This is a genomic window from Ewingella allii (genome assembly GCF_044430645.1).
In the GTDB taxonomy this organism is placed as follows: domain Bacteria; phylum Pseudomonadota; class Gammaproteobacteria; order Enterobacterales; family Enterobacteriaceae; genus Ewingella; species Ewingella allii.
Window position 1 is genome coordinate 277461 of sequence record NZ_JAWUDN010000004.1, and the last position, 13132, is coordinate 290592.

The 13132-nt window shown below is 54.3% G+C and carries 10 protein-coding genes; 6 read left to right on the forward strand and 4 right to left on the reverse strand.

The annotated features are described in order from the left end of the window. Positions 1-61 precede the first annotated feature (61 nt). The gene (locus SBO83_RS11970; protein ID WP_396131652.1) at positions 62-1600 is read right to left on the reverse strand and encodes an oligopeptide:H+ symporter; all 1539 of its coding nucleotides are present in this window, start codon (positions 1598-1600) and stop codon (positions 62-64) included. A gap of 550 nt (positions 1601-2150) precedes the next feature. On the opposite strand from SBO83_RS11970, the gene fhuA reads away from it, so the two are divergent. From fhuA to fhuB, 4 genes are all read left to right on the forward strand, one after another. After that, the gene (fhuA, locus tag SBO83_RS11975) at positions 2151-4361 is read left to right on the forward strand and encodes a ferrichrome porin FhuA (RefSeq protein WP_396131653.1); all 2211 of its coding nucleotides are present in this window, start codon (positions 2151-2153) and stop codon (positions 4359-4361) included. A gap of 107 nt (positions 4362-4468) precedes the next feature. Continuing rightward, positions 4469-5296: a Fe3+-hydroxamate ABC transporter ATP-binding protein FhuC gene (gene fhuC / locus SBO83_RS11980; RefSeq protein ID WP_396131714.1), complete on the forward strand. Its 828-nt coding sequence runs from the start codon at positions 4469-4471 to the stop codon at positions 5294-5296. A 1-nt stretch (position 5297) separates the two neighbouring features. Beyond that, on the forward strand, positions 5298-6200 hold the full coding sequence (gene fhuD / locus SBO83_RS11985; protein ID WP_396131654.1) for a Fe(3+)-hydroxamate ABC transporter substrate-binding protein FhuD: 903 nt from the start codon (positions 5298-5300) through the stop codon (positions 6198-6200). Then, positions 6197-8185, forward strand: coding sequence for a Fe(3+)-hydroxamate ABC transporter permease FhuB (fhuB, locus tag SBO83_RS11990; RefSeq protein WP_396131655.1), 1989 nt, complete (start codon positions 6197-6199; stop codon positions 8183-8185). The genes fhuD and fhuB overlap by 4 nt, the downstream gene beginning before the upstream one ends. 65 nt (positions 8186-8250) lie before the next feature. On the opposite strand, the gene hemL is transcribed toward fhuB, so the two are convergent. Then, entirely contained in the window at positions 8251-9531 is a 1281-nt protein-coding gene (hemL, locus tag SBO83_RS11995) for a glutamate-1-semialdehyde 2,1-aminomutase (protein ID WP_396131656.1), read from the reverse strand. Between the two features lie 173 nt (positions 9532-9704). Here hemL and clcA point away from each other — a divergent pair, with 173 nt between their 5' ends. Both clcA and erpA read left to right on the forward strand, forming a co-directional pair. Beyond that, the gene (gene clcA, locus SBO83_RS12000; RefSeq protein WP_396131715.1) at positions 9705-11171 is read left to right on the forward strand and encodes a H(+)/Cl(-) exchange transporter ClcA; all 1467 of its coding nucleotides are present in this window, start codon (positions 9705-9707) and stop codon (positions 11169-11171) included. Between the two features lie 88 nt (positions 11172-11259). Then, entirely contained in the window at positions 11260-11634 is a 375-nt protein-coding gene (gene erpA, locus SBO83_RS12005) for an iron-sulfur cluster insertion protein ErpA (protein WP_072009848.1), read from the forward strand. Between the two features lie 109 nt (positions 11635-11743). Here the strand turns inward: erpA and SBO83_RS12010 are convergent, their stop codons facing one another. Together SBO83_RS12010 and btuF are read right to left on the reverse strand one after the other, a co-directional pair. Then, the gene (locus SBO83_RS12010; protein WP_396131657.1) at positions 11744-11992 is read right to left on the reverse strand and encodes a hypothetical protein; all 249 of its coding nucleotides are present in this window, start codon (positions 11990-11992) and stop codon (positions 11744-11746) included. A gap of 349 nt (positions 11993-12341) precedes the next feature. Further along, complete coding sequence (btuF, locus tag SBO83_RS12015) at positions 12342-13127, reverse strand: vitamin B12 ABC transporter substrate-binding protein BtuF (RefSeq protein ID WP_396131658.1); 786 nt, start codon at positions 13125-13127, stop codon at positions 12342-12344. Between the last annotated feature and the right edge of the window lie 5 nt (positions 13128-13132).

Here is a 13132-nt window from a genome sequence, read left to right on the forward strand (position 1 = left end):
ATCAGATGCTGAAATGAAAAAGGGCGCGACTCAGTTCGCGCCCTTTTTCATTGGGAGGGGATTAGCTATTTTCAGCCGGTTTCTGCTGGTTTTCCATCATGCGACGGATAGGGACAATCAGCAGGATCAGCACCGCGGCACAAATTAGCAGCGCGATGGAGCAGCGCGCGAAGAGGTTAGGCAGCATTTCCAGTTGGTCAGCTTTCACGTGACCACCAATCAAGCCCGCCGCCAGATTACCCAGCGCGCTGGCGCAGAACCACAGGCCCATCATCTGGCCGCGCATTCTTTCCGGCGCCAGCAGGGTCATGGTCGCCAACCCGATTGGGCTAAGGCACAGCTCACCCAGCGTCAACATCAGAATACTGCCCACCAGCCACATCGGAGAGACACCCGCACCGCCGTTGCTCAGCACGTTTTGCGCCGCCAGCATCATCAGGCCAAAGCCCGCCGCAGCAAACAGGATGCCGATAACAAACTTAGTGATGCTGCTCAGTTGGATTTTTTTACGCGCCAGCGCAGGCCACGCCCAGCTGAAAATCGGTGCCAGTAGGATAATGAACAGGGCATTGATCGACTGGAACCACACCGCAGGGATCTCGAAATCCCCAATCATTCGCTGGGTATAGTCATTGGCGAACAGGTTGAACGAGGTCGGTTTCTGCTCGAAGGCGGACCAGAAGAAGGCTGCTGATACTAACAGAATGAAGCAGACCAACAGGCGGGCGCGCTCTTTGCGACTCAAACCGGCGAACACGAACAGATAGATGAAATACAGCGTGACCGAGGCGGCAATCACGTAAACCAGAACGCTCGCCACGGCTAAAGGATTGATGACGATGATACCTTGGGCGATCAGCGTCACAATCACCGCCAGGCCGACGGCCAATGCCAGCAACCAAGTGCCAACGCCATTCTTCTTAGCAACCGGTGTGTTCCAGGTGGAGTCCAGACCCACTTCTTTGTCATAGCGCTTCATCGAAGGCACGGCAAACAGGCGGAAGATAACCAGCGCCACTAACATTCCGATACCACCGATGCCGAAGCCCCAGTGCCAACCATGGTCGCGAACCAGCCAGCCGGAGATTAGCGGGGCGATAAAAGAACCCATGTTGATGCCCATATAGAACAGCGAAAAACCGCCGTCGCGGCGGGTATCACCCTTCTTATATAGAGTACCGACCATCACCGAGATACAGGTTTTGAACAGACCCGACCCCAGCACGATAAACATTAAACCGATGAAAAACAGGTTGTCGCCCATTACCGCCGACAGGGCGATGGAGAGGTGACCCAGGGCAATTAGAATCGAGCCATACCACACGGCTTTTTGCTGACCCAGCCAGTTATCGGCCAACCAACCGCCCGGCAAAGCGGCCAAATACATGCTGCCCGCGAAGATACCGACAATCGCCGAGGCGTTCTCACGCGCCAGCCCCATGCCGCCGTCGAACACCGCGGCAGACATAAACAGAATTAATAATGGGCGGATGCCGTAGAACGAGAATCGCTCCCACATTTCAGTGAAGAACAGGGATCGAAGTGGGTAAGGATGGCCGAGGAACGTCCGGCTTTCTTGTTTGTTAACAGAGGATTGCATAATGTATTGCCTATTTGGTTTGCTGTATTAAATGCAGCTTTTATTGTCGATGTATGTGTATCTATAGCCTCGGCAATTTCCCTATTAGCCTTAATTATCCCGGTGCGGATTTAACTCCTTTGAGCCTGCTAAAACGCAGTATCGCGCGGGGGAAGGGCCGTACTGTATTTTGTTTTCACAGGATGCTCAACGTTGTTTTATTGCTCTCTTTAGTCCTTTTAACCATTTCCATGCTGTGAAACCGCGATTTTAAACGCTTTTTCACCCTCACGACGATGCATTCAGCGCTTTGAAATTGGGGCATACATTCAGCAGCTAATTTTTACCCTTGGGTAACATTAAAAATATTTATTCTTCATCGGCTTCACATGCCATTTCGAACATTTACCCATCGTATTTACCCCTGTATTACATAGGGCTATTTTCTATTCGTTCACACTTTGTCCGGCCTTAATGCGCTTGCAGAAGGGTATGGGTTACGCATATTATCCGACGTTCATAATAATAATTATCGTTTACATTCCCATTCAACATCTCCAGAGAACAGCAAATGGTACATCAGCGCACACTTTCAATGACTGCATCAAAAGGGTCTTTTCAGCGTGGAACTTTGGCATTAACTATCGCCGCCGCATTGGGAACGACAGCGTTTCAAGCCACCGCGGCAGAAACCAGCAGCACCCCGGCGAAAAGCGATACTATCGTGGTCACCGGCAACGCCGCGGCTAACGTAGCGCCGGAATCAGCCTGGGGGCCGTCGCCGACCATCGCGGCGAAACACAGCGCCACCGGCACCAAAACCGACACGCCGATTGTTAAAACCCCGCAGTCAATTTCTGTTGTGACGCGTGAAGAGATGGATACTCATCAGCCAGAGTCGGTAAAAGAGGCCTTGGGCTACACGCCGGGTATTACCATATCAACCCGAGGTTCATCAAACACTTACGACGCAGTGAAAATTCGTGGTTTCGGCTCTGTGAACCAGAATAACTATCTGGATGGGCTGAAATTGCAGGGCGACTTCTATAACGAAGTGCTCATCGATCCTTACATGCTGGAACGCGTTGAGTTAATGCGTGGGCCGACTTCCGTTCTTTACGGGAAAAGCAGTCCTGGCGGCATAATTTCGATGGTCAGCAAGCGTCCGACCACTGAGCCGTTGAAAGAAGTTCAGTTCAAAATGGGTAATGACAATCTGTATCAGACCGGTTTTGACTTTAGCGATGCGCTTGATGATGCCGGGGTTTATTCCTATCGCCTGACGGGTGTTGCGCGTTCTAACGATACTCAACAGGACATGTCAAAAGAGAAACGTTATGCCATTGCGCCTTCTTTTTCTTGGCGTCCTGACGATAAAACTAACTTCACTTTCCTCGCCAATTTGCAGGACACTCCAGAGTCGGGCTACTACGGTTGGTTGCCGAAGGAAGGCACGGTTCAGCCTTTACCAAATGGTTCCCACCTGCCATCGAGCTTTAACGAAGGCGCACCAAACAACACCTATTCTTTATCTCACAAATTAGTGGGTTACAGCTTCGAACACGCGTTTGACGATACCTTTACGGTGCGTCAAAACTTGCGTTATGTCGAATCCAAGACTTCGCAGAAAAGCGTCTACGGCGTTGGTTTGGATACCAGTCCTACAGCACCTAATGACCACACTCTGAACCGCAGCACGGTGGTTGATAACGAAAAACTTCACACGTTTGCAGTTGATACTCAGTTGCAGAGCAAGTTTACGACTTCTTCTGTTGATCACACCCTGTTAACCGGTATTGATTTCCAGCAGATGCGTAATGATGTTAATGCGACCTTTGGTAGCGCGACGCAGTTAGATTTGTATAACCCTGTCTATCAAGATTTCGACTTTGGCGACGCGGCACCTTATCAGCAGAACAAGCAAAAGCAGACCGGCCTCTATGCACAGGATCAGGCAGAGTGGAACAACTTTGTTCTGACGCTCGGTGGTCGCTACGACTGGGTTGAGCAATCAACGAAAGCTTATCAAGCCAATAACTACACTAGCCGTGACGACAGCCAATTCACATGGCGCGGTGGTTTGAACTACCTGTTTGATAATGGCATCAGCCCTTACTTCAGCTATAGCGAATCTTTCGAACCGACTGCAGGTGCAGATTTCAGCGGCAATACCTTCGCTCCTTCCAAAGGACGCCAGTACGAAGCTGGTGTGAAGTATGTTCCAAATGATATGCCGGTGGTGGTGACTGGTGCGCTTTATCAGCTGACCAAAACCAACAACCTGATGTCTGATCCGGCTCACGTGTTCTCCTCCATTCAGGGCGGTGAAATTCGTTCACGTGGCGTAGAGCTTGAAGCTAAAGCCGCAGTTAATGCCAACATCAACATGACCGCGTCTTATACTTACACTGACGCGCAATACACCACGGATACTACGCTGAAAGGGAATACGCCAGAGCAGGTGCCAAAACACATGGCTTCACTGTGGGGTGATTACACCTTCCATGAAACTGCTCTCAGTGGTTTAACACTCGGAACTGGTGGGCGTTTGTTGGGTTCAAGCTATGGTGATCCAGCGAATACCTTCAAAGTCGGTAGCGCAGTGGTGATGGATGCCGTTGTGAAATATGACTTGGGTCGTTTTGGTATGAACGGTTCTAACATTGCCTTAAACGTGAATAACCTGTTTGACCGTGAATATGTAGCAAGCTGTTTTGCAACCTATGGTTGCTTCTATGGTGCAGAGCGTCAGGTCGTTGCCACGGCAACTTTCCGCTTCTGATAGCCTGACATAGTCATGAAAAGTGGGCACGGAACCTCGTGCCCTTTTCCATTTTTGTTTCTTCGAATCTGACGTAAAGAGCGGCTAACTGAATGTCTGAAAATATTATGCCAAACCACGCCGTAAATCATTCTGCCGCGCAAACTGACTCTCATGCTAATGACAGTACGTTCAGCCTGAATGAGGTGAGTTTCACCGTGCCCGGACGCACGCTGCTTGCGCCGCTGTCGCTGACGTTCCCGAAGGGGAAAGTGTGCGGGTTAATTGGTCATAATGGCTCGGGTAAATCCACTTTGCTGAAAATGCTGGGGCGCCATCAGTCTGCCTCTGCCGGGCAAATTCAGTTGAATGAGACGCCGCTGGAGCAGTGGGATAGCAAAGCCTTTGCGCGTCAGGTCGCCTATTTACCGCAACAGCTGCCCGCAGCCGAAGGGATGACGGTGCAAGAGCTGGTGGCGATTGGTCGTTACCCGTGGCACGGCGCGCTGGGGCGTTTCAAACATCAGGATCGTGAGAAAGTCGAAGAGGCGATTTCACTGGTTGGCCTGAAGCCTTTCGCCCATCGTTTGGTGGATAGCCTGTCCGGCGGTGAACGCCAGCGAGCATGGCTAGCCATGATGGTGGCGCAGGACAGCCGCTGCCTGCTGCTCGACGAACCTACCTCCGCGCTGGACATCGCTCATCAGGTTGACGTGCTGGCCCTGATTCATCGCCTCAGCCAAGAGAAAGGGCTGACCGTGATTGCCGTCTTGCATGATTTGAATATGGCAGCGCGCTACTGCGATTATCTGATGGCGCTGCGCGGCGGCGAATTGATTGCCCAAGGCACGCCGGAAGAGATGATGCGCGGCGACGTGCTTGAGCAAGTTTACGGTATCCCGATGGGCATCCTCCCGCATCCAGCCGGTGGCGCACCGGTAAGCTTTGTCTATTGATATGTCTACGATTTTCCCTACACCTGACCTAAGTCGCCGCCGTCTGCTACAGGCGCTAGCGCTCTCTCCGCTGTTGGCGGCCATTCCTTCTTTCGCCACCTCGCGCCCTGATCTAAGCAAGATCATTGCCCTTGAATGGCTACCGGCCGAGCTGCTGATTGCCCTCGGCGTGATGCCAATGGGCGTGGCGGATATCCGCAATTACAACCTGTGGGTGGATGAGCCAAAACTGCCCGCTCAGGTGATTGATGTCGGCCAGCGAATGGAGCCGAATATGGAGCTGATGCAGCAGCTAAAACCCTCGCTGCTGCTGGTGTCTCAAGGCTATGGCCCGAATGCCAAACAGCTGGCGCCGATTGCGCCCGTGCTGGGTTTAACGGCCAACGACGGCAGCCCGAATCCGCTCCAGCAGGCGATTCGCTCGCTCAACAAGCTGGCGAGTTACCTCGACTTACAGGAGCGCGCCGCCCAGCACCTGAAGATTTACCATGACCTGCTGGACACTACCCGCACTCAGGTGCAGCCCTTCGCGCAAAAGCCTATTCTGCTGTTCTCCTTCCTCGACACGCGCCACGTTTTGGTTTTCGGCAAGGGCAGCCTGTTTCAGGAAATCATGCTCGATTTAGGTTTGACCAACGCATGGCAGGGTGAAAGCAGCTTCTGGGGCAGCGTGAGTGTTGGCATTGAGCGTTTGGCGGCGGTTAAAAACGCCCACGCCATCTGCTTCGGGCACGGCGACGCCGATGTCTATGCGCAGGTTTCTCGCACACCGCTGTGGCAATCCATGCCCTTTGTGCGCGAAAAACAGCTGAGCATGGTGCCTGCTGTTTGGTTCTACGGCGCGACCTTCAGCGCCATGCGTTTTTGCCGCATCCTGACGGCTACGCTGGGGAAAGCCTCATGAATCGTCGCTCTCTCAGCGTAACTCTAAGCTTACTTATCCTGCTGGCGCTGGTCAGTGCGGCCCTCAGCTTCTACAACCTGCGCCAGCAACTGCCGTTCGACCAGTGGAGTCAGGCGCTGTGGCAGCCGAGCATCGATAACGTCAATCAGATGATGTTCCATTACAGCACGCTGCCGCGCGTGGCGGTGGCGCTGCTTGCCGGTGCGTCCTTGGGGCTGGTCGGGCTGTTATTCCAACAGGTACTGCGCAATCCGCTGGCAGAACCCGCCACCCTCGGCGTTTCGGCGGGGGCGCAGCTCGGCCTGACGGTATCCATTCTATGGGCACTGCCCGGCGGCGAGCTGACACAGCAATTTGCCGCAATGATTGGGGCGATAGTCATCGGGCTGCTGGTGTTTGGCATTGCGTGGGGCAAACGCATGTCGCCGGTGACGCTGATCCTTGCCGGATTGGTGCTCGGCCTGTACTGCGGCGCGATAAACGGCCTGTTCGGACTGTTCAATTACCAGCGGCTGCAAAGCTTATATATGTGGAATACCGGCTCGCTGAATCAGCAAGACTGGAGCGTGGCGAGTTTCCTGCTGCCCCGGCTGATTATCGTTTGGTTGCTGGCGTTTGTGTTGCAGCGCCCGATGACTCTGCTGGGTTTGGATGACGGCATTGCCAAGAATCTGGGGCTGGGGCTGAACGTTGCGCGCCTCAGCGTGCTGGCGCTGGCGATTCTGATGAGTGCGCAGATTGTTAACGCCGTGGGCATAGTTGGCTTTATCGGCCTGTTCGCGCCGCTATTAGCGAAGATGCTCGGGGCGCGCCGCCTGACGTCAAGGCTGATCCTCGCGCCGCTGATTGGTGCTCTGCTGCTGTGGCTGACCGACCAAATCATGCAATATCTGACACAGGTCTGGATGGAAATTCCCACCGGGGCGGCCACCGCGCTGGTCGGCGCGCCGCTGCTGCTATGGCTGCTGCCGCGTCTGCGCAACAGTATGTCGCCGCCGCCGATGGATCAGGGCGACCACGTTCCAGAAGAGCGCCACCACTTGGTGCGCTGGGTCGGGCTGGCGCTATTACTGCTGGTAGTGGGCGTTGCCGTTGCGCTGATGGCCGGGCGCGATGCTAATAGTTGGAACTGGTCCACTGGCGCGCAGCTTGATGCGCTGCTGCCTTGGCGCACACCGCGCGTGGTGGCTGCACTGTCTGCCGGGCTGATGCTGGCATCGGCCGGTGTGCTGATTCAGAAGCTAACCGGCAATGCCATGGCGAGTCCTGAAGTGCTGGGGATAAGCTCCGGCGCGGCCTTCGGCGTGGTGCTAATGCTGTTCCTCGTCCCCGGCGACGCCTTTGTTTGGCTACTGCCAGCGGGAAGCGCGGGCGCGGCCATTACGCTGCTGGTGATTCTGGTTTCATCCGGGCTGAAAAGCTTCTCCGCCGAACGCATGCTGCTGACCGGTATTGCGCTCAGTACGGCCTTCAGCACGCTGATGGCGCTGCTGCTGGCCAGCGGCGATCCGCGCATGGGCGGCCTGCTGACGTGGATCTCCGGCTCGACTTACTCGGTGACCATGGCACAGGCGTGGCGCACGGCGGCCATTGCTGCTGTATTGCTGGTGTTGGTGCCTTTCTGTCGCCGCTGGGTGAGTATCTTGCCGCTGGGCAGCGTGACGGCTAAATCGGTGGGCATGGCGCTGACGCCTTCTCGCTCGGCGATTTTGCTGCTGGCTGCGGTAATGACTGCGGCCGCGACGCTGACCGTCGGGCCACTGAGCTTTATCGGCCTGATGGCGCCGCATATGGCGCGGATGCTAGGCTTCCGCCGCGCTATTCCTCAGTGGATGGTCGCCAGTATTTTGGGGGGACTGCTGATGGTGTTTGCCGATTGGTGTGGGCGAATGATTATCTTCCCCGACCAAATTCCTGCCGGGCTATTGGCCACCTTTATCGGCGCGCCGTACTTTATCTATTTGCTGCGGAAGCAGGGAAGGTAGTACCCAATACAGAAATACAAAAAGGGGCCAATTGGCCCCTTTTTTTTAATGCTGTTCTGCAACAATCAAAGCTTAGCGAAGCAGCGGCGCGCCGCGTCGATGGTGCGCTGAATGTCTTCCTGAGTGTGAGCCAGAGACATAAAGCCTGCTTCGAAAGCAGAAGGAGCCAGATAAACGCCTTCTTCGAGCATAAGGTGGAAGAACTTCTTGAAGCGCTCGACGTTGCACTTCATCACGTCCTGATAGCTGGTGACGGTTTCTGATTCGGTGAAGAACAGGCCGAACATGCCGCCAACGTGGTTTACCACGAACGGAATGTTCTCTTTCTGCGCGGCATCCACCAGACCTTCTGCCAGACGGGTAGTCAGCTCGGTGAGGGTTTGATGCACGCCCGGCTGGGAAACCTGCGTCAGACAGGCGATGCCGGCGGCCATGGCAATCGGATTACCTGACAGCGTACCTGCCTGATAAACCGGGCCGGTTGGCGCCAGCGCGTCCATCACTTCACGGCGTCCGCCGAATGCGCCGACCGGCATACCGCCGCCGATGATTTTGCCCAAGCAGGTCAGGTCAGGCATCACGTTATAGTGCTCCTGAGCGCCACCCAGCGCGACGCGGAAACCGGTCATCACTTCATCGATAATCAACAGCGCGCCAAACTCGTCGCACAGCGCGCGCAGGCCCGGCAGGAATTCTGGCAGTGGCGGCACGCAGTTCATATTACCGGCCACTGGCTCAACGATGATACAGGCCACGTCGTCAGGGTATTGCTCGAACACCGCGCGCACGGAGTCCAGATCGTTATAGGTACAGGTCAAAGTATGCTTAGCGAAATCAGCCGGTACGCCCGGCGAATTTGGCTGACCCAGCGTCAGTGCGCCAGAACCGGCTTTGACCAGCAGGCAGTCGGCATGGCCGTGATAGCAGCCTTCGAATTTGATGATTTTGTCGCGATGGGTGAAGCCACGGGCCAGACGAATGGCGCTCATGGTGGCTTCGGTACCGGAGTTCACCATGCGCACCATGTCCATGCTCGGCACCAAATCGGTGACCAGCTCGGCCATTTTGACTTCCATCTCGGTTGGCGCGCCGAAGCTTAAACCGCGCTGCGCCGCTTCGATCACGGCGTTGCGGATCTCGGCGTTGTTGTGGCCAAGCACCATTGGGCCCCATGAGCCGACATAGTCGATATACGCCTTGCCATCGGCATCAAACAGGAAAGCGCCATCAGCACGCTCAATGAATAAAGGGACGCCGCCCACGCCGGAGAACGCGCGAACCGGTGAGTTTACGCCACCTGGGATTAGCGCCTGCGCCTGCGAAAACAGGCTTTCTGACTTACTCATATACGGCTCCTGGATTGTGCTGCTTTTGTAGAAAAGGGAAATAATGCGCCCATTCTAAAGAAGTGGGGCGCGTTATGAAATCGCTTCGCGCCGTTGGTCTGGTATTCCGTTTTCCGAAATTGGGCTTTATGTGGTTAAATCTGCCCATCTTATTAGCCTATTCCTGCAAACTCATGACTGATACCTCGTCCCACGACTCTGCTAAAGATGCTGCTCTGCGCGGGCCCCGCAAGCGCAGCGATGTTCTGCGCTATTTTCTGCGTCGAGATAAAACGCCCGTCGCGATTCTGGTGGTCGCGGCGATAGTCGGCACCGTCGCCGGGCTGCTTGGCGTGGCTTTCGAAAAGGCGGTGGATTGGGTGATCCACCTGCGCCAATCGGGTTTAGGCGTGTTTAGCGATCATTGGATCTTGCTGCTGCCGGTAGCCTTTATCGCCTCGGCGTTACTGGCCATGCTGGGCTATTTTTTGGTCCACCGTTTTGCGCCGGAGGCCAGTGGTTCCGGCATCCCTGAAATAGAAGGCGCGCTGGAAGAGCTAAGACCGGTGCGCTGGTGGCGCGTGATCCCGGTGAAATTTATCGGCGGCATGGGCACGCTCGGCGCGGGGATGGTGCTGGGGCGCGAAGGGCCGACGGTGCAGATGGGGGCCAATATCGGCAAGATGATGGTGGATATTTTCCGCCTGCGCAGTGCCGAAGCGCGCCACTCGCTGCTGGCAACCGGCGCGGCGGCGGGCCTTTCCGCTGCCTTCAATGCCCCTCTGGCGGGCATTCTGTTTATCATCGAAGAGATGCGTTTGCAGTTCCGCTACAGCCTGATTTCCATTAAAGCGGTGTTTATCGGCGTGATTATGTCGAGCATCGTGTTCCGCATTTTCAACGGCGAAGGCGCGGTGATTGAAGTCGGCAAGCTGGCCAATGCACCACTCAACACCCTGTGGCTCTATCTGGTGCTGGGCATGGTGTTTGGCATGGTCGGCGTGGCGTTCAATGCGTTGATTTTCCGCACTCAGGATATGTTCGCCAGAATTCACGGCGGCAAGCTGCGCAAAGTGCTGATCATTGGCGGCCTGCTGGGCGGTTTCTGCGGAGTCTTGGGGCTGTTCCTGCCCGAAGCCGCCGGAGGCGGTTTTGCGCTGATCCCCCTCGCGGCGGCGGGGAAATACACGCTGGGAATGCTGCTGTTTATCTTTCTTATTCGAGTTGCCACCACGCTGCTGTGCTTTGCCTCAGGCGCGCCCGGCGGGATTTTTGCCCCCATGCTGGCATTGGGAACCCTGCTCGGCACGGCCTTTGGTAGCGCCAGTCTGGCGATGTTCCCGCAGTACGGCATAGAGCCTGCCACCTTCGCGATTGCCGGCATGGGCGCGCTTTTTGCCGCCAGCGTCAGAGCGCCGCTGACCGGGATAGTCTTGGTGTTAGAAATGACGGATAATTATCAGTTGATTTTACCGATGATTATTACCTGTCTGGGTGCCACCCTTCTGGCACAGTTCCTTGGCGGTAAGCCCTTGTATTCCGCCATTCTTACCCGCACTTTACAGCGGCAGGAGCGGGAAAATGCTGCCAAGGCGGAGAGTAAAGAAGCTGACCAGAGCATAAATAGACAGGACGACGGCGCGAAAACCGCTCATACTTGAACCATAACGCTACCTATTAGATAATTAGGTCATTATTCAGACAGTCAATCCGGCGGCCTGAACAGAATACGGATTGGGAGTAAAAAAGATGAGTGAAGCAACAATGAGTGATCCAACCGAAGTGGAAACCAGTGCCTTGCCTCTGCAATTCACCGAAGCGGCTGCCCACAAGGTTAAAAACCTGATCTCTGATGAAGAGAATCCGGATCTGAAACTGCGTGTTTATATCACTGGCGGCGGCTGTAGCGGCTTCCAATACGGTTTCACTTTCGATGACAAAATCAACGATGGCGACATGACGATTGAAAAATCTGGCGTGGCGCTGGTGGTTGACCCGATGAGCCTGCAATATCTGGTGGGTGGCTCGGTTGATTACACCGAAGGTTTGGAAGGTTCACGTTTTATCGTGACTAACCCGAACGCCAAAACCACCTGTGGTTGTGGTTCATCATTCAGTATCTAATGATTTGCTCATTTCTGAATGTGATTCGGAAAGAATTGAGAAGCATTAAGAAGAATTAAAAGTTTAAAAAGCCCGTTTGCCTTATAGGTCAAACGGGCTTTTTTTGGCTTTACCATTCTATGGTCACTAACTTCGTGCCTACCGAAATCCCCGGAATAGCCTCTAATTGACTCTCACTGATGCGCGGCTGACCAAAACTCTGCTGCGCGCAGCTTACCGAAGGTTGTGCATTTGCCACGCTGACTTCACAGGTTGGCAGGATGGTTAAACTGACTTGAATCTCTCCACTGGTCATGCCCGCCATCGCCGCGATAGGGCTCAGTATAATCAGCGTACTCAGCAATATTTTTTTTATCATGGTTCATTCCAGGTGTGTGTCGTCATCAAAATCTAAAAAAAACATCCAAACGCTGAAAACAGTTATCGGCCACTTACCCCGTCATCTTTAAATTTATTAAAGAAATACAAGGTTTTGGCATCAAGTTATAATGAGTTCTTGTGATGCGTATAATTAGGTGTTTTTAAAGTTATACTTTTGAAATTTATGAATATTTGAAAAACATTTATTGCTATTTCTGGCAATTAATTTCAGGGCGACATCATACCAAATATAGCGAATGATAATATTGATTTTGTGCAACAAATAATCAATTCAGAAAGGGACTACAGAAGGCGAGGAAGGGGACTACAAGTGAGTGAGCGGACACTCACTCTGAATCGATGGGCTGTAGCGTGCTACAAAGTTGTTGCGCTGCCAGGATGATGCGCGGGGCTGCGCGGCTAAACCAGTCGGCATTGAGGTTTACCACCGGGACATTCAGCGCGGGCTGCCAAAATTCGCTAATAGTTTGTTTTTGCTGTTTATCGCCGGTTATCACGATTGCGTGAGGCTGACGCGCTAAAACCTGCTCTCTGCTCACTTGCGGCCAAGGCGCACGGCTATCTTCAAAAATATTTTTCCCACCACATAGCGAAACCACTTCACTTTGCAGCGTAGCTTTTGAAACGCTAAACAGCGGCTGGGTGCCAAACTGAATAAATACCGGCAGGGGCTTGGTTCGCGCATATTGCTGCTTTAACCGATCGCGCTGTTGGCGAAGCTGAGTCGCGGCGTTCTGCGCCAGAGTGGGATTTTCGCTGTAAGCGGATAACTGTTCGAGAGTTTGCGCTATCTGTTCGATGCTTTCTGGGTCGAGATACAGTACGCGAATCCCCAATGAGGAGAGCTGATCGAGAGGGCGCTGCGGATTGCCGCCTCGCCAGGCTAAAACCAAGTCCGGCTTGAGGGCTAAAATTCGTTCGACATTGACACCTTGCCAGCTGGCGACCTGCTCAATGCTTTTGGCCTGCGGCGGGAAGTCGGAGTAAGCACTCACGCCGACCAGCTTGTTACCCAGACCTGCGGCGTAAGCCAGTTCACTCAGGTTAGGTGCCAGGCTGATGACGCGCTGGGCAGGCTGTGCAATGGCCGCCGTCGGCAGCCATAAGCACAAGATTA